This window comes from Streptomyces griseicoloratus, assembly GCF_014534645.1.
In the GTDB taxonomy this organism is placed as follows: Bacteria; Actinomycetota; Actinomycetes; order Streptomycetales; family Streptomycetaceae; genus Streptomyces; species Streptomyces griseicoloratus.
On the sequence record NZ_JACVQF010000168.1, the window covers coordinates 42,426 to 65,744 of the forward strand.

Sequence of the window (23,319 nt, forward strand, 5' to 3'; positions counted from 1 at the left end):
ACCTGACCTACTTCCCCATCACCAGGCCGTCCTTCGCCGCGCCCCGGCTGAGCACCACGTCCCGGATGCGGTCGCGCACGCCGCGCACGTCGGCGCCCTGCTCCAGGGCCCGGTTGAGGTTCACCACCCGGCCGGCGTCCACGTCGAACAGCTGCGGGACGAACTCGGCCTTCGTCACGCGCCAGCGTCCACCGGGCCGGCCGGGAGGGGAGAAGGTGAAGCGGCCGATCGTCGACTGGCTGCCGCGCGGGTCCTGCCGGCCCCGGGCATCGGTCGTCACGCCCGCGATCTGGTCTCCCGTCCCGTAGACCACCCAGGTGCCGTTGACCTTCTCGTACGCCTGCGGCACACGCGCGTGGGTGCCGAGGATCAGATCGATGTCGGGCCGGCCGCCGGTGGCCGCGGCGGTGAGCCGCTCGGCCAGCGCCAGCTGCCGCGCGTCCGGCTTCTCCTGCCATTCCGTGCCCCAGTGCACCGAGACGACGACGACCTCCGCCCCGGCCTCACGGGCGGCCCGGGCGTCCGCGACGATCTTCTTCTCGTCGATCAGGTTCACGGCCCAGGGCTGGCCCTGCGGCAGCGGGCGGCCGTTGGTGCCGTAGGTGTAGGAGAGGTGGGCGACCTGTGCGGCGGGGCCCGCCGGCAGGACGGCGGCGGTGCGCTCGGCCGCGATGCGTGCCGTTCCGGCGTGCCGCATCCCGGCCCGGTCGAGGGCGGCCAGGGTGCGGTGGATGCCGTCGACGCCGTCGTCGAGGCTGTGATCGGAGGCCGTGGAGCAGCCGTCGTAGCCGGTGGCGGCCAGTCCGTCGGCCAGCTGGGGCGGGGACTTGAGGAGGGCAGCGCCGCTGTAGTCGCCGTCCGCGCCGGTCACCGTCTCCAGGTGGCACAGGGCGAGGTCGGCACGCGAGACGACGGGCTCGACGCCGGCGAGCATGGGGCGGAAGTCGTGGCCGGCGCCTCCCCCGTCGAAGAGCGCCCGTTCGATGATCGAGTCGTGCGGCAGGACGCCACCGGAGGCGACGAGGGTGAAGGCACCGGCGGCCGGGCCCGGCCGCCCCTGCGCCTCGTTGTCGCGGGCCTGGCAGGCCGCGCCCGCGGTGAGAAGGACGGTCAGGGCCAGGGCCACCTGCCGACTGCGTGTGATCATCCGTTCGCTCCGCCGGGGTCGCAAACACGGGTAAGTCACATTTACGCTCGTGACATTTACACATGAATAGGTAAGGAGTCGTACACGGTCACGGACGGCTCCGACACGCCCATTAGCCCGTCCGGCGTGCCGGAACGAGGGGCGCCGACCGTTCGTCGAACCGTTCGTCGACGCGATCGACCGTCCGTCGCACACCCGTGCGCGCGCCCTGTCCCCGAGCGGCACCCCTGCGATGCCATACGGCCATGACGGCCGGAACCACCCTCACCCACGGGACGACCGCCGAGCACGAGCTCGCCGCGCTGCAGCGCGAGCACGGCCGGCCGCTCTTCGCGCTGCTGCTGCGGCTGTGCGACGGCGACCGGCAGCGCGCCGAGGACCTCGTGCAGGAGACCCTCGTCCGGGCCTGGCAGCATCCCGAGGCCCTGCGCGCCGACGACTTCGACTCGGTGCGGCCCTGGCTGCTCACGGTCGGCCGGCGCCTCGCGATCGACGCGCGGCGGGCCCGGCAGGCACGGCCCGCGGAGGTCGGCGACGCGGTGCTGGAGAACGCCCGCGTCTGCGCCGACCACGCCGAACGGGCCGCCGCCACGCTCGACGTGCGCGAGGCTGTGAAGACACTCACTCCGGAACACCGTGAAGTCCTGGTGCTGGTGTACTTCCAGGGGGCGAGTGTGGCGGAAGCGGCGAAGGCCCTGGGAATCCCGCCCGGTACGGTGAAGTCCCGCGCGTACTACGCGCTGCGCGCCCTGCGCCGGGTGCTGCCGGGTTACGCCGCCGACCTGCGGTGAAACCGACGGCCGAGTCAAACCTCCGTAAAGCGCCTTGCCGAGGACCCCGGTTGAGTAATCGGCTGTCCTCATCCGTGTTCCGGACGGGGGCCCACGACCCGGATCGGGCGACGCGCACGCACCGGAGGAAGGCAGGAAGGGATGCTGCACAGAGGTCAAGAGAGCACGGACGGCACCGGTGATGGCGAACTGACCGTCCCTATGGCGTGGTTGTACGCCGAGTACATCGCCGACGAGCTGCTGCGCACCGGTGATCTGATGCCGCCGACGTCGTTCGAGTTCCGCGCCGGACGGGACGCGCTGGCGCTGACCGTCTTCCTGTCCGACACCGAGGGCGAGCTCTGCGGCATCCGGGTCGTCACCCAGCTGGAGACCTGGCTGTCCCTGACGGCCTACGACCAGCCGTGGCAGGAGTGGGTGCGCCGGCGCTTCGACGAGATCGACGCCCGCGCCGCGGCGGACCCGGCTGTCGCCGGCCGGCCCTCACCGGACCTGGAGCTCGCCCGGGCCGCCTGGCGCTGGCTCCAGGAGACCGAGCTGCTCGCCCCGGACCTCAACGCGGTGCCGGGCGGGGCGACGGGGGCCGGTGAGGACGAGGGGCCGAAGGTCTGGACACCGGCCTGGCAGCTCGGCCTGCCGCTCGGCCACCTCGCCATCCATCTCTTCTGAATCCTCCCGTCGCCCGAACCTGCCCGTCTTCTGAATCTTCCCGTCTTCTGAATCTTCCCGCGGGGACCAATCCGCGGGCCGGGCCGCTCCGAACCCCTTGGTTGCGATTCTCCGCGCGGCTTGAGTGATTCGGTCGTCCGGTGCGTACGGGTGGGAGCAAGGAGTAACCCCACCCGCACCCGACGGCACGAGGATTCGGCATGAGGTCCCTGGAGAGGCATCGCGACGTCGGCGCCTACGCGCTGGGCGTGCTGGAGGAGGCGGACGCCTTCCGCTTCGAGGACCACCTCATGGAGTGCCCCCGCTGCGCGGCACAGGTGACCGAGTTCGGTCCCGCCACCCGGCAGCTGATGCTGTACCGGCGGGCGACCCCGCCTCTCGTGCATCCCCTGGCCGCGCCGGGACCCGGGCTGCTGGACCGCCTGCTGTCCGGGGTGGCGGCCCGGCGCCGCGCCGGGCGCCGGCGGCTGCTGTACGCCGCCGCGGCGGCGGTCGCCCTCGCCGTGGCCGGGCCCGGTGTCGCGCTCCACGCCGTGCACGACGGCCCCGCGGTCTCCGTCACCGCGACCGACGAGCGGTCGGGGGTGTGGGCGCAGGTCACGGCCGAGGACGCGGCCTGGGGCAGCGAGGTCGAGCTCAGGGTCCGGGACGGAGCGGGCCCCCGCGCCTGCCGGCTGGTCGCCGTGGGCCGCGACGGCACGGAGCAGACGGTCACCAGCTGGAGCGTGCCCCGGCACGACGCGCGGCCGAACACCGTGCACGGCGGCGCCGCCCTGCACCCCGACCAGATCGCCCGCTACGAGGTGCGGACGGCGGACGGGGAGCGTCTGGTGACGCTCCCCGCCGGCTAGGCGCATCGAGGACGAGCGGGGACCCGGCGGTCAGCTCGGGTCGAGGGTCTCCTGGCGGATCCGGGCGCAGGTCCGGCTGAGCAGGCGGGAGACGTGCATCTGGGAGATGCCCATCCGGTCCGCGATGCGGCTCTGCGACCAGTCCTCGAAGAACCGCAGGTAGAGGATGGCCCGTTCGCGGGAGGGCAGCCGGCGCACCGCCTCCTTGACGCTCTCCCGGTCGACCACGAGATCGAAGGCGTGGTCGGGCTCTCCCAGCGCGTCCGCGAGGCGCGGGCCCTCGGCCTCCCCGCCGGTGTCGCCGTTCGGCGCGTCGAGGGAGAGGGCGCGGTAGCTCTCCAGGGCCTCCATGCCGTCGCGTACCTCGTCCTCGCACAGCCCGGTGTGGCGGGCCACGTCGGCGACGGTGGGGCAGGGGCTGCCGGGTGTGAGGGCCAGTTCCACATAGGCGGCCCGCACCTGGTTGCGCAGTTCCTGGATCCGGCGCGGCACCCGCACGCCCCAGGTGCGGTCGCGGAAGTGCCGCCGTATCTCGCCCCTGATGGTGGGAATCGCGAAGGGCTCGAAGGGCCCGCGGGCGGGATCGAAGCGGCGGATCGCCTTGAGCAGCCCGAGGGCCGCGACCTGCCGCAGGTCCTCGTGGCTCTCGCCCCGGTCCCGGAAGCGCGCGGCGAGGCGGTGGGCCATCGGCAGCCAGGCCCGCATCAGCTCCTCCTGGAGCCGCTCCTTCACGGGGCCGTCGTCGAGGGCGGCGAAGCGTACGAAGGCGGCGGTGACGGCGTCCGGGGTGGCCAGGCCCGAGGCCCGGTCGGCGGAGGCGTACGGGCGGGCGACGACATCGGTCGGCATACTGCTGGGTTCCTCGCTGTGGGCTCGGTCACATGGCTTCACCGACCACTGTTCCCACCCGGCTCTTGAAGCCATTCGGGACCTTTGTCCCTTTTATTCGAAGGGAGCCGTGCTTGTTCGAAGGCGCCCCTGGACGGATTCCCCGTACAAGTGCCTACTTGAGCAGCCGGGACAGCCTCCGGTCCGCCAGCGGCTTGCCGCCCGTCTGACAGGTCGGGCAGTACTGGAGCGAGGAGTCGCTGAAGGAGACCTCGCGGATGGTGTCGCCGCACACCGGGCAGGGCTCACCGGTGCGGCCGTGCACACGCAGCCCGCTCTTCTTCTCCGCCTTCAGCCGGCCCGCCGCAAGACCCCGGGAGCGCTCGACCGCCTCGGTGAGCGTCTCGCGCAGAGCCCGGTACAGCAGGGCGGTCTCCTCGGGCGTGAGCGACGAGGCCAGTTTGAACGGCGACATCTTCGCCGCGTGCAGGATCTCGTCGCTGTAGGCGTTCCCGACTCCCGCGATCAGGGACTGGTCGCGCAAGGCGCCCTTGAGCTGCCGCCGCTCGCCGGCGAGGAGCCCGGCGAAACGCGCCTCGTCGAAGTCGTCGGCGAGCGGGTCCGGGCCGAGCCGGGCCACGCCCGGCACCTCCTGCGGATCGCGCACCACGTACACCGCCAGCCGCTTCTGCGTGCCCGCCTCCGTCAGGTCGAAGCCCGCACCGGTCTCGAGCGCGACGCGCAGGGCGAGGGGCCCCTTGCCGGGGCGCGGCGGGCCGTCGGGGAGGCTGTCCCTCCACTGCAGCCAGCCCGCCCGGGCCAGATGCGTCACCAGGTGCGGGCCGTCCGCGGTCTCGACGTCGAGGAACTTGCCGTACCGGTGCACGGCGGCGACCCGGTGGCCCTCCAGGGCCGTGAGCGGCGGGTCGTACGTCTTCAGCACGCTGATCGCCGCGGGCAGCACGCGCACGATCTCATGGCCGGCGAGGTGCTCGGTGAGGAAGTCCCTGAGCGCCTCCACCTCGGGCAGTTCGGGCATACGTCCAGAGTGCCACCGGGAACCGGAGCCGCCAGGCGAAGCCGCGCCCCCCTCGCCGGGCTCCAAGGCCTGTCGTTCGGATCGGTCCGGCTGTGAGGTGCGGCGCCTTTCGGCCGACCCGAGCGGGGTCTGGTGCGTGCGGTTGCGAGGCGGAGGAGGAGGGAGCCGACGCCATGGGGGTCCCCGCGTGAGCGAAGCCGAGCGTGGGGGAGTCGGCGAGTGACGACAGCGCGGCCGATGTGCGTGCCGGCCCCGCGACGCCGGGATGATCCGAACGACAGGCCCTAGCGCTGCGGGACGACGAACTCGGACCACACGCACTTGCCGCCGCCGCGCGCCTCCACGCCCCACACGTCGGTGAGCAGCTCGACCAGCAGCAGCCCCCGCCCCGAGACCCCGGACTCCCCCGCCTCACGGGGGCGCGGCAGTGCACTGGAGGAGTCCTCGACCTCGACGCGCAGCCGGCGGTCGGTGCCGGTGAGGACCCGCAGGGTGACGATCGCGGAGCCCTCGGTGTGCATCAGGGAGTTGGTGATCAGCTCGTCGGCGACCAGCTCGATCTCGTCGACGCGGTCCTCGGCGCCCCAGGCACGGACCGCGGCGCGGATCATGTGCCGGGCCTCGGTCAGCGCCTCGGGATCGCCCGGTGCCACGTGCTGCTGGAGCCGGCCGCCGGACTTCGGGGCGTCCAGTCCGCGCCGGCACAGCAGGAGCAGCGCCACGTCGTCGTCGCCGCCCCGCTCCTCGGCCTCGTCGATCAGCCGGTCGGCGAGCTCCCGTACGTCGCCGGGGCCGGTGGCGACATGTGCCGCGAGGGACTGCATCCCGTCGTCGAGGTCGGCGCCGGGCTGCTCGACCAGGCCGTCGGTGCACAGCAGCAGGGTGTTGCCAGGGTCGAGTTCGATGGTGCCGACCGGGTAGTCGAGGCGCCCGAACTCGGCGGACAGGCCGAGCGGCAGCCCGCCCTCGACGGGCATGCGGCGGCAGGTGCCGTCGCTGTGTCGCACCAGCGGGTCGATGTGCCCGGCCCGCACCACCTGGACGACGCCGGTGGCCAGGTCGGCCTCCGCGTACAGGCAGGTCGCGAAGCGGTCGGTGTCCAGTTCGTCGAGGAAGACGGAGGCCCGCGCCATCACGGTGGCCGGGGTGTGGCCCTCGGCGGCGTAGGCGCGCAGCACGATGCGCAGCTGACCCATGACGGCGGCGGCGTGTGTGTCGTGGCCCTGGACGTCGCCGATGACGGCGCCGACGCGCCCGCCGGGCAGCGGGATCAGGTCGTACCAGTCGCCGCCTATGTCGCGGCCGAGGGCGCCGCCGATGGTGGCCGCCCGGTAGCGGACGGCGACGTCGCAGCCGGGAACGCTGGGGATGGTGCGGGGCAGCATGGCCTGCTGCAGGCCCTCGGCTAGGTCCATCTGCTGCTCGTACAGCATGGCCCGCTGCAGGCTCTGCGCGATGCTGCTGCCGAGCGCCACGAGGACGGTGCGGTCCTCGGGCGAGAAGCCGCGCCGGTCGCTGTAGAGGAGCCCCATCGCGCCGATCGGCCGGGCCTGGGCGATCAGCGGCAGGTAGGCGGCCGACGTGACGTCGAGGTGGGTGATGTTCGACCACAGGCCGGGGTAGCGTTCCGCGAACTCCTCCGGGGACTCGATGAAGCGCGGGCTGAGGGTGCGGACGGCCTCGCTCATCGGGTAGGGCTCGTCGATCCGGGTGATGCGGGTGCCGGGGACGAAGCTGTTGTCGGGTCCGTCGGAGACCAGCCGGATGCGGCCGGCCTCGACCAGTCCCATGACCAGGCTGGTGGCGCCCAGGCGGGTGATGCCGTGGGTGTCCTTCAGGACGTGGATGACGTCGTCCACGGTGCGGGCGTGGGCGAGGGCGGCCGTGGCGACCTGCACGACGTTGATCTGCCGGCGCCGCGCCTCGTCCTGGGCCGCCTGCGCGCGGTGCCCCGCGATCTCCGCGATCTCCTCGGTGGCGTCCCGGACGATGCCGACGATCCGGCGGGGGCGTCCGGTCCCGTCGCGCCGGATGCAGCCCTGGGTGTGGGTCCAGCGCAGGGTGCCGTCGCGGCAGCGCAGGCGGAAGTACGCGCCGTAGTTCTCCCTGCCGTCCTTCATGGCCTGGGCGATCAGGGCGTCCAGGCGGGAGCTCTCGGCGTGAGGCACCCGTGCCGTCAGGGACTCGGCGCGGCCGTCGAACTCCTCGGGGCGCAGGTCGAACACCTCGTGCGCCTGGGCGTCCATGTGGAACAGACCGGAGTCCAGGTCCCAGTCGAAACTGCCCATGCGATTGAGCGCCAGGATCGGCTCCGGGTGGGCGGGCCAGTCGTCCGGGAGTGACAGGGCGCTCGCTCCCCGATCAGCCATGAGCCCACCTTGCCAGGATTTGCCGGATTCTTCGACTCCTGTCCGCTGCCGGCCGGCCCGCCCGGCGACGTCCGCGACACGACCGGGTACACGGAGCCTGACACGAGAGGAGCGCGGCCGTGGAGTGGTTCACCGCACCCGACTACTGGCTGAGCCGGCTGGTCTTCCAGCGGGCCCTGGCCGTCCTGTACCTGGTCGCGTTCCTGACGGCGGCCCTGCAGTTCCGCGCACTGATCGGCGAGCGCGGCATGCTGCCCGTGCCCCGCTACGTGGCGCGGGTGCCGTTCGCACGGGCGCCGAGCCTGTTCCAGCTGCGCTATTCGGACCGCTTCTTCGCGGGCTGCGCCTGGGCGGGCTGCGCGGTGTCGGCGGCGCTGGTCGCGGGGCTGGACTCGCTCCTGCCGCTGTGGGGCGCCATGCTGCTGTGGCTGGTGCCGTGGGCGTTGTACCTGTCGATCGTCAACGTCGGGCAGACCTGGTACTCCTTCGGCTGGGAGTCGCTGCTGCTGGAGACCGGCTTCGTCGCCGTCCTCCTCGGCAACGACGAGGTGGCCCCGCCGATCGTCGTGCTGTTCCTGCTGCGCTGGCTGCTGTTCCGGGTCGAGTTCGGCGCGGGTCTGATCAAGATGCGGGGCGACGAGTGCTGGCGGAAGCTGACCTGTCTGGACCATCACCACGAGACCCAGCCGATGCCGGGGCCGCTGAGCTGGTTCTTCCACCATCTGCCACGGCCGCTGCACCGCGCCGAGGTGGCCGCGAACCACGTGACCCAGCTCCTGGTGCCCTTCCTGCTGTTCACCCCGCAGCCCGTGGCGACGGCCGCGGCGGCGCTGATGATCGTCACCCAGCTGTGGCTGGTGCTGTCCGGCAACTTCGCCTGGCTGAACTGGATCACCATCGTGCTGGCCCTGTCGGCGGTGCAGTTCCCGGCCGATCCGCCGTCCGTCGCGGGCGCGCCCCTGTGGTACGAGGTGGTGGTCCTGGCGGTGGCCGCGGTCCTGGTCCTCCTGAGCTACCGGCCGGTCCGCAACATGATCTCGCGCCGCCAGGTGATGAACCGCACCTTCGACCCGCTGCACCTGGTCAACACCTACGGCGCCTTCGGGACGGTCAGCCGCGTGCGCTACGAGGTGGTGATCGAGGGCACCGCCGACGAGGCGCCGCGCGAGAACGCGGACTGGCGGGAGTACGAGTTCAAGGGGAAGCCCGGTGATCCGCGGCACTGGCCGCGTCAGTTCGCGCCGTACCATCTGCGGCTGGACTGGCTGATGTGGTTCGCCGCGCTGTCGCCCGCGTACGCCGGCTCGTGGTTCGGCGTCCTGGTGGAGCGGCTGCTGGAGAACGACCGCGCCACGCTGCGGCTGCTGCGCCGTTCGCCGTTCCCGGCGGACGCGCCGCCCCGCTTCGTCCGCGCCCGCCTGTTCCGCTACCGGTACACGACCTGGCGCGAACTGCGGGAGACGGGCGCGTGCTGGGAACGGACGTACGTCCGGGAGTTCCTGCCGCCGACCCGGCTGGCGGAGGTGGCGCAGAGGCCGTAGGCAGGTCAGGCTCCCTCGCGCGGACGGGCACCGGCTCGGTCCGCGGCGGCGGTCAAGGCCGCCGGGAGACCGTTCAGCCGCAGGCGGGCGGCACCGCGCAGATGGGGAAGGTCGTGTTCCGGCTCTGCGGAAGGGGTCAGGAAGGCCGCCTGCTCGGTCCAGCGCAGGTGCGTGCCGCCGGGCCGCTCCGGTACCAGCTCGACGGTCACCAGTGAGCTCCAGCGCGGGATGTCGTCCACGGTGGACGTGTACGCGTAGACGATCCTCGAACCCGGCGTGATGCCGAGGTACCGGGAGTCGTACACGAGCCGTTCCGGCGGCGCTCCCGGGATCGTGAAGACGCTCGACGCCGTCTCCCCTCCGGCCACGGTGAAGTCGTGCCGGTAGGACACCTGGCGGCCGGGCAGCCTGAACCACCGGCGCCGGACGGAGGTGTCGGCGAAAGCCTCGAACACCGCGTCGGGGGGAGCGTCCAGGTGGACTCCGACCGTGAAGGTGTCGTGCCGTACGGGCGGCACCGCACTGCCGGCGTGCCTGCCGGTGGCCGGCTCCGGGCCGGTGGCTTCTGTGGCGGCCATGGTCACCTCACGTCGCATCGGGGCGGGTCGGGCCGGGGGCCCATTGGTTACCATCCGTATGTAACGGGGGTGCGGCCGCCGCGATCAAGGTCTCGCCCACACGCACTTTCATGTCAGCTACGCACGAGAAGGGAACGGAGGCCCATGGATTCCGCGCTGCGTTCCCGCCTGTCGGCCGCCGGAGTCGCGCCGGAGTGCGCGGCGACCATCGAGCTCGTGCGCGACGTGCTCGCCCGCGTCGGAGACAAGTGGACCGTCCTGGTCATCACCGCGCTCGCCGACGGGCCGCTGCGCTTCAAGACCCTGCACGAGCGGACCGCCGGCATTTCCCAGCGGATGCTGAGCCAGACCCTGCGCTCACTCACGCGCGACGGTCTGGTCACACGGACGGCCTACGCCGAAGTGCCGCCCCGCGTCGAATACGCGCTCACCCCGCTGGGCCGGTCGCTCGGCGACACCGTCGCGCATGTCGTCGGCTGGGTGCAGGAGCACCAGGCGGAGATCGTCCGCAACCGCGAGGCGTTCGACGGGGACGATCCCACGGCACGGTGAGGCGAACGGTTCGCGGGAGACGGTCGTCGAGAGGTAGGTTGAGCCGATGTCCGCACTGCCGGAGATTCTGTTGCTGTCGGGGAGCCTGCGAACCGGTTCCACCAATGAAGCCGTTCTGCGCACCGCCCAGGCCGTGGCGCCGTCCGTGCAGGTACGCGCCGTCATGTACGGCGGTCTGGCCGAGTTGCCGCACTTCAACCCCGACGACGACACCGACCTTTCACTGCCCGCTCCCGTCAGCGAACTGCGCACGGCGATCGACTCGGCGGCCGGGATCCTCATCTGCTCCCCGGAGTACGCGGGCACGCTGCCCGGTTCGTTCAAGAACCTGCTCGACTGGACGGTCGGCGGAACCGAGATCTGCGACAAGCCGGTCGCCTGGATCAACGCGGCCGCCCCAGGCCGGGGTCAGGGCATGGAGGCCACGCTGCGGGCGGTACTGGGCTATACCGGCGCCGACATCGTGGAGCCGGCCTGCGTGAGGGTCCCGGTGGACCGGGGAGGACTCGCGGAGGGCGGTCTCGTCGCCGATCCGGAGGTCCGCCGGCAACTCGCCGAGGTACTGGGCCTGCTGGCCGCGTCCGGGGCGCGGACGCCCGTTCCGGAACAGGGCTGACCCCTCGCCGGGCGTCCAGGGGCTTCCTGGACGCCCGGCGAGGGGAGTCCGGCACTAGGCGCGCTTCAGCCGCAGCGTCATCAGCTGGAACGGCCTCAGCCGTACGGCGATCCGGTCGCCGTCGACGCGGACCGCGGGCTCCTCTTCGGACAGCGGGCGTTCCAGCAGGTCCGTCACCGTCACGCCGGCGACCGCGAAGCCCGCGGTGAGCGTGGCCCGCACCCGGCCGCCGTGCGCCTCGTGGAAGCGGACGACCACGTCGCCGCTGCCGTCGTCGGCCAGCTTGACGGCGCTGACCACGACCGCGTCCTGATCGACCGTCACCAGCGGCGCCACCTCCCCGGCGCCGGTCACCCGCCGCTCCGGGAGGTTGATCCGCCAGCCCTCGCGCACCGCGTCCCCGATGCCGGCGCCGGGCACCAGCGCGTGCCGGAAGCGGTGCACGCCCTGGTCGGTCTCGGGGTCGGGGAAGCGCGGGGCGCGCAGCAGGGACACGCGGACGGTGGTCGTCGTACCGGCGTCGGCGCGGACGGTACGGGTCACGTCGTGGCCGTACGTCGAGTCGTTGACGACCGCCACACCCCAGCCGGGCTCCTCCAGGTGGACGAAGCGGTGGTTGCACGCCTCGAACTTGGCCGCCTCCCACGAGGTGTTGGTGTGCGTGGGCCGGTGGAAGTGACCGAACTGGGTCTCCGACGCGTACCGCTCGGCGTGCACGTCCAGCGGGAAGGCGAGCTTGAGGAACTTCTCCGTCTCGTGCCAGTCGACCTCGGTGTCCACCACGAGCCGCCGCTCGCCGGGCGGCAGCGAGAGCACCTGGGTGACGCGGGAGGAGCCGAAGGACCTCACGATCCGCACCGAGGTGCCGTCGTCGCCCGGCGCGACCTCGTCGGCATCGGTCAGGTCGGTGACCGAGTTGCGGTAGAACTCGTCGACGTCCCAGGCGTCCCACATGTTCGGGAAGTCGGGGTGGAGCTGGAGGAGGTTGGCCGCCGCGCCGGGTGCGACGCTCTCGCGGTCGGCCTGGGTGTCGTACGCCGACACGACCAGGCCCCGGGCGTCGATCTCGACGCGCAGCAGGCCGTTGTCCAGGACGTGTCCCCCACCGGGACGGGGGGTGAGGGAGGTGCGCCCGGCGACGGCGGGGGTGCCCGCGGCTCCGGCGGGGACGCCGTCTCGGGCGTGCGGGGCCGCGTTGAACACGAGCGGGGTGTCGCCCTCGCCGGCCAGGGCGCGCTGGGCGGCCTCGATGATCCCGTTCAGCTCGCCGGCCACGCGGTCGTACGTCGCGCGTGCCTCGCGGTGCACCCAGGCGATGGACGAGCCGGGCAGGATGTCGTGGAACTGGTGCAGCAGCACCGTCTTCCAGATGCGGTCCAGCTCCTCGTACGGGTAGGCGAACCCGGTGCGTACGGCCGCGGTGGCCGCCCACAGTTCGGCCTCCCTCAGCAGGTGTTCGCTGCGGCGGTTGCCCTGCTTGGTCTTGGCCTGGCTGGTGAGGGTGGCGCGGTGCAGTTCGAGGTAGAGCTCGCCGACCCACACGGGCGGCTCGGGGTACTCGGCCTCGGCCTTCTCGAAGAAGGCCCGGGGGGTCTCCCAGGTCACCGTCGCCGAGCCTTCGAGGTTCCGCAGCCGGGCGGCCTTGGCGACCATCTCGCGGGTGGTGCCGCCGCCCCCGTCGCCCCAGCCGGTGGGGGCGAGCGAGTGGCGGGCGACGCCCTTGTCCTTGAAGTTGCGGACCGCGTGGGCGATCTCGCTGCCCTTCATGGAGCAGTTGTAGGTGTCGACGGGCGGGAAGTGGGTGAAGATCCGGGTGCCGTCGATGCCCTCCCACCGGAAGGTGTGGTGGGGGAACTTGTTCGTCTGCGACCAGGAGATCTTCTGCGTCAGCAGGTACTTCGCCCCGGCCGCCTTGATGATCTGCGGCAGACCGGCCGCGAAGCCGAAGGTGTCCGGCAGCCACGCCTCGTCGTTCTCGATGCCGAACTCGTCGAGGAAGAACCGCTTGCCGTGCACGAACTGCCGGGCCATCGCCTCCGAGCCGGGCATGTTGGTGTCCGACTCCACCCACATCCCGCCGGCCGGCACGAACCGCCCGTCCGCGACGGCCTTCTTCACCCGGGCCCACACCTCGGGGCGGTGGTCGCGCACCCACGCCCACTGCTGGGCCTGCGACATGGCGAAGACAAAGTCCGGCTCGTCCTCCAGCAGGGCGGTCATGTTGGAGGTCGTACGGGCCACCTTGCGCACGGTCTCGCGCAGCGGCCACAGCCACGCCGAGTCGATGTGCGCGTGGCCGACGGCGCTGATGCGGTGCGCGGAGGGCACGGCGGGGGCGGACAGCACCTCGGTGAGGAGGGAGCGGGCCTGTTCCGCCGTGCCGTTCACGTCCTGCAGGTCGATCGCGTCCAGGGCCTTGTCCACCGCCCGCAGGATGTCCCAGCGGCGCTGCGACTCCACCGGCAGCTCGGCCATCAGCTCGCCGAGCACCTCCAGGTCGAGCACGAGCTGCCACACGGTCTCGTCGAAGACGGCGAGATCCATCCGGGTGAGCGTGTACTGCGGCTCGCTGCCCGCGGTGTCCTTGTCCCCGAGCTTCGTCGGCACGAAGGGGTGGTAGTCGAGGATGACGGGGTTGGAGGCCGCCTCGACGTGCAGGCGCACCTCCTCGCCGCCCTCGGCGGGGGCGCCGACACGCACCCACTGGTTGCGCGGGTTGAGGCCCTTCACCGGGGTGCCGTCGGGCCGGTAGACCAGGCCCTCGCACTGGAAGCCGGGCATGTTCTCGTCGAAGCCGAGGTCGAGGAGCGCCTCGACGGTCCGGCCGGCCCACGCCTCGGGCACGGTCCCGGTGACGCGGAACCAGCTGGTGCCCCAGGGAGCGCCCCAGCGGGCGCCCACCTCGATGGGCTCGGGTTCGGCCGCCAGTCCCTCGGCGACCGGCACGGGCTCGCCGGGCGCGTGCCAGACCGCCACGTCCAGCGGCACGGACTCGGGGTACACGGCGGGGCGGACACGCTCGTCGAGGACGCGCTTGAGGCGGGCTTCGACCAGGCTGCGGTCGTCATGCATGCGGGGTGCTCCGTGGTTCGGGGGCGGGTGGTCACCGGTGCGGTCGGCGCCGGGTGCGGAGGTGGCGGACGGGGTGGGTGGGTCAGGTGGCGGGTGCGGGGATTACCAGGTGTGGGTCACGGTGACAGGGTCCGACGAGGAGTACAGCTCCCCCACCGCGCGCAGTTCGAACCGTGCCGCGCGCTCGCTCCCCTCGGGGCGCAGTCCGCCGGCGAAGTAGGCGTGCTGGCAGGTGGCGCCGAGGAAGCGGCGCGTGCCGTCGGGCAGCAGGCGGTGGAGGGTGTAGTGGCGCACGTCCTCGCCCCGGGCCGGGGTCCAGCCGAACCGCAGGTCGCCGCCGCTCGCGCCGGTGACGCGCAGCGCGGTGGGGGCGGCCGGGGCCGGCGTCCGCGCGGTGCGGACGGCGAGACCGCCGAGCCGCCAGCGCACCGGGCCCGCGGTCGCCGTGAGCCGCACGCCGATCGCGTGCACGGTGCCGGACAGCCCCGTGAGCGGCACCGTCACCGTCCGCCAGCCGCTGCCCGGGTCCGCCGCGGGAAGGTGGCGGTACGGCGGTGCCGCACCGGCCCCCGGCGGCTCGGCGGTGGCCACGGCGAGTTCCACGTCCACCTCTCCCGCCTCCGTCCGGTACGTCAGCTCGACCACCGTGCCGGCGGCCAGCGGCAGCCGGGTCGCGTACAGGTCGACGGTCACGGGCGCGTCCGGTTCGCCGGCCACCAGCACGCTGCTGCCGCCCCGCCACGCGTCCGCGAAGTCGAAGGAGACCGCGGGGCGCGCGCCGTCCGTCCGCACCACCCAGCGCCGGGACGGCAGCCGGTCCTGCAGCCCGAGGTGGTTCCAGGGTGCGTCCGAGGTGACGGCACCCTCCTCGTACCACCGCAGCCCGTGCCCGGTGTTGAACACACTGGCGAACGGCAGCGAGGTCACCGTCGACCGGTCGGCGACCGACACAGCGGGCGCGCGCCAGCCGTCCGCGGCGTCCGGTCGTGACGGGTCGAGGGACGCCCCCGTCCAGAAGCGGTCGTCGGCGGCGTGGAAGTCACCGGGCGTGCGCCGGTCCGCGGGCAGGTGGTTGCGGGTCCACTCCGGCCGGTACAGGCCGACGGACGTGATGTGCGGCCGGTCCCGCGGCACGATCGCGTCCCAGTTCTCGGCGGTGTTCCAGCCGTTCGCCTCCACGTCCACGCCCGCCCACAGCGCGTAGCGGCTGCGTCCCAGCCGCTCGGCGGCCTCCCCGGAGGCGGATAGCCCGGACGCGGACCAGCGGAAGTCGACGAACATGTCGTCGGCGGACTCGAAGAACGCCCGGTTCCTGTCGTTGAGCGCCCCCTGCCAGCTCACCGTGCCGTCCACGGTCATCGAGTCGTACCAGGTCACCCGCTGTCCCCTGGCCGCGGCGAGCGACCTGAGCTCCCGGACGAACCCCAGCATGTCCGCCCCGAGCGCGGCGTCCCCGCCTCCGGTCTCGGCGTTGACGAACCAGCCGTCGAAGCCGTAGGCCTCCGCGACCGCCACGAGCCGTGCGGCGAGCGGGAAACGCCCGGCGGCGTCCTTCTGCACCAGGTCGCGGGTCCAGCGCAGCTGCCCACCGTAGGCGACGGGCGGCAGGAAGACGTTGCCGAGGACGGGGACGCCGTGGCGGTGGGCGGCGTCCACGATCGGCGCGTTCGGCGCGAGGATCAGCCCCTCGCCCGACGAGCCGCCCCAGAAGACGAGTTCGTCGAGGTACGCCCAGTGCGTGAGGGCGTAGTAGTCGGCGGTGGCCGAGCCCTGCGCGGGGTTGCCCGCGGTGGGGCCGAAGGACACCAGGGACTGGATGCGGGCCTGCCCGGCGCGGGCCGTGGTGTTGGCCGGCGTCGGGGTGAAGCGGTCGGTGAGCGGCACCGTGGAGGCGTTGAAGGCGAGGTCGGGGTCGTCGGCCGCGCGCCAGTCCATCAGGCTGCGCCAGGTGATGCCGGGGCCCGGGCTGCCCGAGGGCAGGGAGTCCGGGTACCAGTAGGAGGCGTACGGCTGGAGGGCCGCGGCGGCCTTCGGGGCGGCCGTCGCCGGCGCCGAGGGCAGCAGCGCGGCCGCGGCGCCGGCGAGCAGGACGGTGCGTCGGGTGGGGTTCACGGGCGGGTGCCTCCTTGGCGGACTCGTGGTCCCTGCGAGGTGGGAAGTACCTGGTCGGGTGTGACGACCTCGGTGATGCCGCGCGCCGTGAGGTGCCCGGTGTCGGCGGCGCGCGCATCGAGGACGGTGGTCGGGCGGGCCCCGTCGGCGACCAGCCGGAAGAAGGCGTCGAAGACCGCGCCTCCCGGGGCGCAGGCCGAGCGCGCGGCCGGGTCGGCGGGGACGGCCAGCGCGGTCGTGCGCGGGGCCGGGGCCGGGGGGTGCTCGCGGGCCGCGCGTGAAAGGACCCGGGCCGTGTCCTTGGGCCGGCGGTCGTTGGTCAGCAGACCGAGCCCGTACTCCAGTTCGGGGAAGTCGGCCAGCGCCCGGGAGACGTCGTGCGAGCACCACCAGGTCACGCCCCACAGGCCGGGGCAGTCCAGGGCGCTCGCGATCGTCGCCTCGGTGAACGCGGCGGCGTGCTCGGCGGGGACGAGGGGCGCGGGGGCGCCGACCTCCTGGAGCCAGACGGGCCGGTGCGGGTCGTCGGCCCATGCCTTGCTCAGCTCGATCAGATAGGCCGCGTGGTGCTCGGTGGGGACGGAGGCGCGGCCGTGGCGCTGGGCGGTGCCGTTGAACACCCAGGAGTGCACGGCGGTGACGGCGCCGAGCCGGGCGGCCTGGGCGGGGGTGAAGGGCTGGTCGTCCTGGTACCAGGTGGCGTCGTACTCGGCGTGCAGGTGCATCCGGCCCGGGGCGCCCTCCTCGCAGGCGGCCAGCATCCGCCGCAGCCAGGCGTCGATCTGGTCGCCGGTCGCCCGGTCCGGGTCCGGGTGGGGGCCGGCGGAGAACTGGTTGACCTCGTTGCCGAGGGTCATGCCGAGGAAGTTGGGCCGGCCGGCGAGGGCGGCGGCGAGGGTGCGCAGGTAGGCGGCCTGTCCGTCGAGGACGTCGGGGTCGGTGAACAGGTTGCGCCGGTGCCAGGTGCGGGTCCAGGCCGGCAGGAAGTCGAAGCTGCTCAGGTGTCCCTGGAGGCCGTCCACGTTGACGTCGAGTCCGCGTTCGCCGGCCGCGTCGACCAGCTGCACCAGGTGCTCGACGGCCCGGCCGCGGATCAGGGTGCGGTTGGGCTGGAAGTAGGGCCACAGCGGGAAGACGCGGATGTGGTCCACGTCCAGCGCGGCGATGGAGTCGAGGTCTGCGCGTACGGAGTCGAGGTCGAAGTCGAGCCAGTGGTGGAACCACCCGACGCTGGGGGTGTAGTTGACGCCGAAGCGCACGGCGGAAGGCATGCGGTGTCCTTGTGACGGGGAAGTACGGGAGTCAGCCCTTGACGGCGCCCTCGCCGACCCCGCGGAAGAAGTACCGCTGGAGGCAGGCGAACAGGACGATCAGCGGCGCGACGGCGATGATCGTGCCGGCGGCGACGAGGCGTTCGTCGTTGGCGAAGGTGCCGTGCAGATAGTTGAGGCCGATGGTGAGGGTGAACCGGGACGGGTCGCTCAGCACGATGAGCGGCCACAGGAAGTCGTCCCAGGCGCCCATGAAGGCGAAGATCGCGACGACGGCGAGGGTGCCCTTCACGGACGGCAGCGCGATGCGCCAGAACCGCTGCCAGACGTTGGCGCCGTCGACGTAGGCCGCCTCCTCGATCTCGTGGGGGAGGTTGAGGAAGGCGTTGCGCATCAGCAGCACGTTGAGGGCGCTGACGCAGCCGGGGAGCAGCACGCCGACGAGGGTGTTGTTGAGGCCGAGCTCCCGCATGGTGGTGAACTGGGCGATGATGATGCCCTCCACGGGCACGAGCATCGCCAGGATGAAGACCAGGGTGGCCGCGCGCCGGCCGCGGTAGCGCAGCCGGGCCAGGGCGTAGCCGGCGAGCGCGGAGCCGACGCAGTTGGTCACGACGTTGGCGGTGGCCACCTTCAGGGAGTTCAGGGCGTAGTCCCAGACGGGGATGGTCTCGGAGACCCGCTCGTAGTTGTGCAGGGTGGGGTCGGCGGGCAGGAACTTCGGCGGGGAGCTGAAGATGTCCTCCGTGGGGCCCTTCAGGGAGGTCGACAGCTGCCACAGGAACGGGCCGACGGTCAGGACGAGGACGGCGAGCAGCAGCAGGTAGCGCAGGGCGAGTTCCCAGACCCGTACGCGGCGGCCGTGCTCGTCGGTGATCCGGGGTTCCCGGGCGGGGGCGGGCGCCTTCTCGGCGGGCCCGGTCTTCTCGGCGGTTCCGGTCTTCTCGGCGACGCTCACGACTCCTCCTTCCGGTCGGCGCGCAGGACGAGCAGCATCAGGGCGACGGTGACGACGAAGACGACGACGGAGATGGCGGAGGCGTAGCCGACGCGGCCGGTCAGGCCGGTGCCGGTGCGCTGGACGAGCATGACGAGGGTGGTGTCCTCGCCCGCCGGCCCGCCGCTGGGGCCCGCCATCAGGTACACCTCGGAGAACACCTTGAACGCGGCGACCGAGGAGAGGGCGGCGACCAGCACCATGGTGGAGCGGACGGCGGGCACGGTGACGGTGAGGAAGCGGCGCAGTGCGCCGGCGCCGTCGACGGCGGCGGCCTCGTGCAGTTCGCGCGGCACGTTGGCGAGCGCCGCCAGATAGATGATCATGTAGTAGCCGAGGCCCTTCCAGACCGTGACGGCCATGGCGCTGAGCAGGATCAGCCACTGGTCGCTGAGGAAGCCGACGGGACTCGCGCCGACCGTCTCCAGCAGCGAGTTGACCAGTCCGCGCTCGTCCAGCAGCCACACCCAGATGAGGCCGACGACGACGATCGAGGCGACGACCGGGGTGTAGAAGGCGGAGCGGAAGAAGGTGATGCCGGGGATGTTCTTCTGCACCAGCAGGGCGAGCAGCAGCGGCAGCAGGACGAGCGCGGGGACGACCCCGAGGACGTACAGGGTGCTGTTGCGCAGGCCGGTCCAGAACATGTCGTCGTGGAGCAGCTCGCGGAAGTTGGCGAGGCCCACGAACTCGCCGGGGACCAGCGTGCGCCGGTCGGTGAAGGCGTTGACGAGCGTGGAGACGAACGGGTACAGGATGAACGCGCCGGTGATCAGCAGGCCGGGGGCAGCGAACAGCCACGGGCTGGTGGGCAGTTGTCGTCGCACGCGCCGGGTGCCGGAGGCGGTGGGGCTCGCCATGATCGCTCAGCCCTGCTGCGTCAGGAGCCGGTCGCACGCCTTGACAGCGTTGTCGAGGGCTTCCTTCGGGCTCTCCTTGCCCTGGAGCGCCTTGGCGACCGCGTTGCGCAGCTCGGTCTTCATCTGCTCGCTGAACAGCACCGGCGTGTAGTTGACGGCGGTCTTCAGCGACTTGGCGGCGGCCACCCGGACCCGGGTCTCGTCGGTGCCGTCCTCCCGGGTGAAGTACGGGTCGTCCAGCGAGCCGGCGGTGCTCGGGAAGATGGCGACCTGCTTGGCGAACGACATCTGGTGCGCGGAGTTGGTGACGAAGTGCGCGAAGGCCACCGCGGCCGGCTTGCGCTCGCTCTGCGCGTTCACCATCACGCCCATCACGTACATGTTGACGTGGCCGGTGCTGGTGATCTGGTCGGTGATGCCGATGTTCTTGTACAGGCTCGGCGCCTGCTTCTTGAAGTTGGCGAGGTCGAGCGCGCTGCCGGGGTTCATGGCGACGGCTCCGGTGAGGAACTTCTTCCCGGACGACTCGGGGGTGGCGGTCAGCGCCTGCGAGTCCAGGGCCCCCGCCTCGTACAGCTCCTTGTACCGGGTGAGGAGTTCGACGCCCTTGGCGTCGTTGAAGGAGAAGGCGGTGCCTTCCTTGTTCATGAGCGGTACGCCGTAGCGGCCGAAGTCCTCGATGGTGGGCACGTTGGCGAGGGTGGCGACCTCGCCGTCCGTCTTCTCCGCCAGGCGCAGGGCGGTGTCGAAGAGTTCGTCGTACGTCGTGGGCGGCTTGTCGGCGTCGAGGCCGGCCTTCTCGAACAGGGACTTGTTGTAGAACAGCGGGCCGGTGTTGAGGTACCAGGGGAAGGCGTACGTGCCCTCCATGCCCGGCACCTGGTGGCTGGCCCAGGCGCCCTCCAGGTACTCCTTCTCGTACTGTCCGGCGGCCTTGTCCAGGTCGAGGGCGAGGCCCGCCTTGGCCAGCGGGGCGACGAGGTCCGGGGAGACGTTGACGACGTCGGGCAGGGTGCCCCCGGCGGCGTCGGCGCTGATCTTGTCGGCGTAGCCCTCGCCGGGCTGGTCGACCCACTTGACGTGGGTGTCGGGGTACTTCTCCTCGAAGGCGGCGATCAGGTCCTCGAAGTACGGCTTGAAGTTGGCCCGCAGGTTCCAGGTCTGGAAGGTGATCTCGCCCTCGACCTTGCCCGAGGCGTCGGTCGAGCCGCCGTCGCCGCCCGAGGAGCCGCAGGCACTGAGCGGCAGGACGAGGGCGGCTACGGCGGCGACGGCGAAGGTTCTGCGCGGTATGGGCACGGTGACACGTCTCCCTGAAGGACGTCGGCGGCTGCGATGCCAGCGACCATGCACGGCATGCTCGCGGAAAGTCAATGGATTCATCCGAACTAAAGCGCTGATGCCAGCATTAGTACAGGTCAAAGGGTTGCTGAAGAAAACTTGCCTCGATCGACTAATGCGCTTTAGGGTGCGCTCACTCAAGCGCTTTAGCTCAGCACCGGGAAAGGGGCGAGTATGCCCGGGAAGCGGCCCGCCGCGCGCAGGCCGACGATGAAGGACATCGCTCGGCGCGCAGGGGTCTCCGAGAGCGCGGTCTCCTTCGCGCTGAACGACCGCCCAGGGGTCTCGGAGGTCACCCGGGACCGGGTGCGCCGGGTCGCCGAGCAGCTCGGCTGGCGGCCCAGTACGGCGGCCCGCGCGCTGTCCGGGGAGGGCGCCGCGACGGTCGGCTTCGTGCTGGCCCGGCCGGCGCACACGCTCGGCGTGGACTCGTTCTTCCTGCAGCTGGTCTCGGGCATCCAGGAGGTGCTGGCGCGGCGTCACCTGGGCCTGCTGTTCCAGGTGGCGGCGGACGTCGAGGACGAGTGCGCGGTCTACCGGCGCTGGTGGGCCGAGCACCGGGTGGACGGCGTCCTGGTGGTCGATCCCCGCACCGACGACCCGCGCCCGGACCTGCTCGACGAACTCGGCCTGCCCGCCGTCGTGATCGGCGGCGCCCCGGACGAGCGCCACCCGGGTCTGTCGACGGTGTGGGCGGACGACGCGGGCGCGATGGCCTCCCTGGTGGACGGGCTCCACACACTCGGCCACCGGCGGATCGCGCACATCGCCGGACTGCCGGACCTCGCCCACACCGAGCGCCGGATCCGCGCCCTGCGCGCGGAGGCCGGGCGGCGCGGCCTGACCGAGGTGCAGTCGGTGACCACCGACTACTCCGACGCGGAGGGCGAGGCCGTCACCCGGCGGGTCCTGCGCTCCTCCGCTCCCCCGACCGCACTGATCTACGACAACGACGTGATGGCCGTCGCCGGGGTCGCCGCGGCGGCCGGGCTGGGCTTCTCGGTGCCGGCCGACGTGTCGGTGGTGGCCTGGGAGGACTCGGCCCTGTGCCGCATGGTCAAGCCGTGGCTGTCCGCCCTGTCCCGCGACAGCGTGGAGTTCGGCCGCACGGCGGCGACGGAGCTGGTCTCCCTGCTGGACGGCGGCCCGGCGCGCACGGTGCGGGTGCCGGTGCCGCGGCTGATCGAGCGGGACAGCACGGGTCCGGCGCGGGCCTCCTGAAGGTCCGTCCGACGGCGGTCTCGACGCGGAGGCGTCCGGGCGGGCAGAGTTCTCCCCACGTACTCGCCAGTAATCCCGCCCCACCGCACCCCGAGGAGCCCTCCGTGACCAGCTGGGCCGGCCGGACCGCCGCCGAGATCGCCGCCGCCGTACGCGAGAAGCGGGTCACGCCCCGCGAGGTGGTGGCCGCGCACCTGGCCCGGATCGAGCGGTGGGGCGACCGGGTCGGCGCCTTCCGCACGGTGCGGGCCGAGGCGGCGCTCGCCGAGGCCGAGGAGGTGGGCGCCCGCGGCGATCTGGCCGAACTGCCGCTGGCCGGCGTGCCGGTGGCGGTCAAGGACAACCTCGCGGTGCGCGGTGAGGCCACCCGGAACGGCTCCGCCGCGACACCGGACACACCGGCCGGCGCCGACCACGTCACGGTGGCCCGGCTCCGGGCGGCCGGCGCGGTGGTCGTGGGGCTGACGAACGTGCCCGAGCTGTGCGTGTTCGGCACCACGGAGGGCGTGTACGGCACCGCCCGCAACCCGTGGGACCCGGCGCGCACGGCGGGCGGTTCGTCGGGCGGCAGCGCCGCCGCGGTCGCCGCCGGCCTGGTGCCGGTCGCGCTGGGCAACGACGGCATGGGCTCGCTGCGCATACCGGCCGCCAACTGCGGCCTGGTCACCCTCAAGCCGGGGCACGGCGTCGTCCCGGCCGGCATCGGCGAGGGCGACTGGTTCGGCATGTCCGAGAACGGACCGCTGGCCACGACCGTCGAGGACGCGCGCCTGGTGCTCACGGTCCTCGCGGACGGCGGCCCGTTCCGCCGTGAGGAGCCCGGCGCCCTCCGCGTCGCCGCCTCCCTGCGCAGCCCGGTCGCGGGCGTCCCGGTGGCGGGGGCGTACCGGGCGGCCGTCCGCGAGGCGGCCGGGGTGCTGATGAAGGCCGGACACCAGGTGCGCCGGGCCGACCCGCCCTACCCGGCGTCGCTGGGTCTCACCGCGGTGACGCACTGGACGGCCGGTACGTCCGTGGACGCCCGGAGCCTGGACCCGCGGCGGCTGGCCCGGCGCACGCGGGTGCACGCGGCCGTCGGACGGCGCTTCGTGCGCACGGTGGCCACCGGCGCGGAACGGGAGCGGCTGCGCCGGCGCCTGGAGCCGTTCTTCGCCGAGTACGACGTCCTGCTCACACCGGCGCTGGCCCGCCGCTCCCCCGAGGCGGGGCCCTGGCACGAGCGGGGCTGGCTGCGCAACATGGCGGCCAACTCGGCCTGTTCGCCCTTCACTCCGCCGTGGAACCTCACCGGCTGGCCCGCGATGGCGGTGCCGTTCGGCACCCTGGCCTCGGGGGCGCCCTGCGCCGTGCAGCTGGTGGGGCGCCCGGGGTCGGAGGCGGCGCTGCTGGAGCTGGCGGAGCAGATCGAGCGGCTGCGTCCGTGGCGGCGGACGGCGCCGGCGGCCTGAGCGGGACCCGACCGGA

At 72.7% G+C, this 23,319-nt stretch carries 19 protein-coding genes; 8 read left to right on the forward strand and 11 right to left on the reverse strand.

The features are described from left to right. Positions 1-7: 7 nt before the first annotated feature. The gene (locus tag H0H10_RS06910; RefSeq protein ID WP_188179952.1) at positions 8-1,147 is read right to left on the reverse strand and encodes a CapA family protein; all 1,140 of its coding nucleotides are present in this window, start codon (positions 1,145-1,147) and stop codon (positions 8-10) included. Between the two features lie 245 nt (positions 1,148-1,392). On the opposite strand from H0H10_RS06910, the gene H0H10_RS06915 reads away from it, so the two are divergent. The 3 genes from H0H10_RS06915 (at position 1,393) to H0H10_RS06925 (ending at position 3,458) form a co-directional block, all read left to right on the forward strand. After that, positions 1,393-1,938: a sigma-70 family RNA polymerase sigma factor gene (locus H0H10_RS06915; RefSeq protein WP_188179953.1), complete on the forward strand. Its 546-nt coding sequence runs from the start codon at positions 1,393-1,395 to the stop codon at positions 1,936-1,938. A 141-nt stretch (positions 1,939-2,079) separates the two neighbouring features. Beyond that, positions 2,080-2,607, forward strand: coding sequence for a hypothetical protein (locus H0H10_RS06920; RefSeq protein WP_188179954.1), 528 nt, complete (start codon positions 2,080-2,082; stop codon positions 2,605-2,607). Positions 2,608-2,807: 200 nt separating this feature from the next. Continuing rightward, a complete protein-coding gene (locus H0H10_RS06925) occupies positions 2,808-3,458 on the forward strand; it encodes a zf-HC2 domain-containing protein (RefSeq protein ID WP_188179955.1) in 651 nt (216 codons plus the stop codon). Between the two features lie 30 nt (positions 3,459-3,488). Here H0H10_RS06925 and H0H10_RS06930 read toward each other — a convergent pair whose 3' ends face one another. From H0H10_RS06930 to H0H10_RS06940, 3 genes are all read right to left on the reverse strand, one after another. Further along, a complete protein-coding gene (locus tag H0H10_RS06930; RefSeq protein ID WP_188179956.1) occupies positions 3,489-4,307 on the reverse strand; it encodes a SigB/SigF/SigG family RNA polymerase sigma factor in 819 nt (272 codons plus the stop codon). A gap of 154 nt (positions 4,308-4,461) precedes the next feature. Next, positions 4,462-5,325: an Fpg/Nei family DNA glycosylase gene (locus tag H0H10_RS06935; RefSeq protein WP_188179957.1), complete on the reverse strand. Its 864-nt coding sequence runs from the start codon at positions 5,323-5,325 to the stop codon at positions 4,462-4,464. 284 nt (positions 5,326-5,609) lie between these two features. Next, on the reverse strand, positions 5,610-7,694 hold the full coding sequence (locus tag H0H10_RS06940; RefSeq protein ID WP_188179958.1) for a SpoIIE family protein phosphatase: 2,085 nt from the start codon (positions 7,692-7,694) through the stop codon (positions 5,610-5,612). A gap of 119 nt (positions 7,695-7,813) precedes the next feature. Here H0H10_RS06940 and H0H10_RS06945 point away from each other — a divergent pair, with 119 nt between their 5' ends. Then, positions 7,814-9,235: a lipase maturation factor family protein gene (locus tag H0H10_RS06945; RefSeq protein WP_188179959.1), complete on the forward strand. Its 1,422-nt coding sequence runs from the start codon at positions 7,814-7,816 to the stop codon at positions 9,233-9,235. A 5-nt stretch (positions 9,236-9,240) separates the two neighbouring features. Here the strand turns inward: H0H10_RS06945 and H0H10_RS06950 are convergent, their stop codons facing one another. Further along, the gene (locus H0H10_RS06950; protein ID WP_188179960.1) at positions 9,241-9,813 is read right to left on the reverse strand and encodes an SRPBCC domain-containing protein; all 573 of its coding nucleotides are present in this window, start codon (positions 9,811-9,813) and stop codon (positions 9,241-9,243) included. A 144-nt stretch (positions 9,814-9,957) separates the two neighbouring features. Between H0H10_RS06950 and H0H10_RS06955 the strand changes: the two genes are divergently transcribed. Next, positions 9,958-10,365: a winged helix-turn-helix transcriptional regulator gene (locus H0H10_RS06955; RefSeq protein WP_188179961.1), complete on the forward strand. Its 408-nt coding sequence runs from the start codon at positions 9,958-9,960 to the stop codon at positions 10,363-10,365. A gap of 46 nt (positions 10,366-10,411) precedes the next feature. Further along, complete coding sequence (locus H0H10_RS06960) at positions 10,412-10,981, forward strand: NADPH-dependent FMN reductase (protein WP_188179962.1); 570 nt, start codon at positions 10,412-10,414, stop codon at positions 10,979-10,981. Positions 10,982-11,035: 54 nt separating this feature from the next. Here the strand turns inward: H0H10_RS06960 and H0H10_RS06965 are convergent, their stop codons facing one another. From H0H10_RS06965 to H0H10_RS06990, 6 genes are all read right to left on the reverse strand, one after another. After that, positions 11,036-14,053: an alpha-mannosidase gene (locus H0H10_RS06965; protein ID WP_188179963.1), complete on the reverse strand. Its 3,018-nt coding sequence runs from the start codon at positions 14,051-14,053 to the stop codon at positions 11,036-11,038. A gap of 102 nt (positions 14,054-14,155) precedes the next feature. Continuing rightward, positions 14,156-16,165: an endo-beta-N-acetylglucosaminidase gene (locus tag H0H10_RS06970; protein WP_188179964.1), complete on the reverse strand. Its 2,010-nt coding sequence runs from the start codon at positions 16,163-16,165 to the stop codon at positions 14,156-14,158. Then, positions 16,162-17,436, reverse strand: a complete 1,275-nt coding sequence (locus H0H10_RS06975; protein WP_188179965.1) for a glycoside hydrolase 5 family protein — start codon at positions 17,434-17,436, stop codon at positions 16,162-16,164. Before H0H10_RS06975 ends, H0H10_RS06970 begins: the two co-directional genes overlap by 4 nt. A 31-nt stretch (positions 17,437-17,467) precedes the next feature. Beyond that, positions 17,468-18,394 carry a carbohydrate ABC transporter permease gene (locus H0H10_RS06980; protein ID WP_188179966.1) on the reverse strand — a complete coding sequence of 309 codons (927 nt, stop codon included), beginning with the start codon at positions 18,392-18,394 and terminating at the stop codon, positions 17,468-17,470. Then, positions 18,391-19,293, reverse strand: a complete 903-nt coding sequence (locus H0H10_RS06985) for a carbohydrate ABC transporter permease (protein ID WP_188179967.1) — start codon at positions 19,291-19,293, stop codon at positions 18,391-18,393. Before H0H10_RS06985 ends, H0H10_RS06980 begins: the two co-directional genes overlap by 4 nt. 6 nt (positions 19,294-19,299) lie before the next feature. Next, positions 19,300-20,592, reverse strand: a complete 1,293-nt coding sequence (locus tag H0H10_RS06990; RefSeq protein WP_188179968.1) for an ABC transporter substrate-binding protein — start codon at positions 20,590-20,592, stop codon at positions 19,300-19,302. A 216-nt stretch (positions 20,593-20,808) separates the two neighbouring features. Between H0H10_RS06990 and H0H10_RS06995 the strand changes: the two genes are divergently transcribed. Both H0H10_RS06995 and H0H10_RS07000 read left to right on the forward strand, forming a co-directional pair. After that, positions 20,809-21,855, forward strand: coding sequence for a LacI family DNA-binding transcriptional regulator (locus H0H10_RS06995; RefSeq protein ID WP_188179969.1), 1,047 nt, complete (start codon positions 20,809-20,811; stop codon positions 21,853-21,855). Positions 21,856-21,959: 104 nt separating this feature from the next. After that, a complete protein-coding gene (locus H0H10_RS07000; protein ID WP_188179970.1) occupies positions 21,960-23,303 on the forward strand; it encodes an amidase in 1,344 nt (447 codons plus the stop codon). The last annotated feature ends 16 nt before the right edge of the window (positions 23,304-23,319 follow it).

Bases quoted from the DNA above. Each gene is read 5' to 3' on its own strand.
- H0H10_RS06910 (WP_188179952.1), bottom strand. From the start codon at position 1,147: ATGATCACACGCAGTCGGCAGGTGGCCCTGGCCCTGACCGTCCTTCTC.
- H0H10_RS06915 (WP_188179953.1), top strand. From the start codon at position 1,393: ATGACGGCCGGAACCACCCTCACCCACGGGACGACCGCCGAGCACGAG.
- H0H10_RS06920 (WP_188179954.1), top strand. From the start codon at position 2,080: ATGCTGCACAGAGGTCAAGAGAGCACGGACGGCACCGGTGATGGCGAA.
- H0H10_RS06925 (WP_188179955.1), top strand. From the start codon at position 2,808: ATGAGGTCCCTGGAGAGGCATCGCGACGTCGGCGCCTACGCGCTGGGC.
- H0H10_RS06930 (WP_188179956.1), bottom strand. From the start codon at position 4,307: ATGCCGACCGATGTCGTCGCCCGCCCGTACGCCTCCGCCGACCGGGCC.
- H0H10_RS06935 (WP_188179957.1), bottom strand. From the start codon at position 5,325: ATGCCCGAACTGCCCGAGGTGGAGGCGCTCAGGGACTTCCTCACCGAG.
- H0H10_RS06940 (WP_188179958.1), bottom strand. From the start codon at position 7,694: ATGGCTGATCGGGGAGCGAGCGCCCTGTCACTCCCGGACGACTGGCCC.
- H0H10_RS06950 (WP_188179960.1), bottom strand. From the start codon at position 9,813: ATGGCCGCCACAGAAGCCACCGGCCCGGAGCCGGCCACCGGCAGGCAC.
- H0H10_RS06955 (WP_188179961.1), top strand. From the start codon at position 9,958: ATGGATTCCGCGCTGCGTTCCCGCCTGTCGGCCGCCGGAGTCGCGCCG.
- H0H10_RS06960 (WP_188179962.1), top strand. From the start codon at position 10,412: ATGTCCGCACTGCCGGAGATTCTGTTGCTGTCGGGGAGCCTGCGAACC.
- H0H10_RS06965 (WP_188179963.1), bottom strand. From the start codon at position 14,053: ATGCATGACGACCGCAGCCTGGTCGAAGCCCGCCTCAAGCGCGTCCTC.
- H0H10_RS06975 (WP_188179965.1), bottom strand. From the start codon at position 17,436: ATGCCTTCCGCCGTGCGCTTCGGCGTCAACTACACCCCCAGCGTCGGG.
- H0H10_RS06985 (WP_188179967.1), bottom strand. From the start codon at position 19,293: ATGGCGAGCCCCACCGCCTCCGGCACCCGGCGCGTGCGACGACAACTG.
- H0H10_RS06995 (WP_188179969.1), top strand. From the start codon at position 20,809: ATGCCCGGGAAGCGGCCCGCCGCGCGCAGGCCGACGATGAAGGACATC.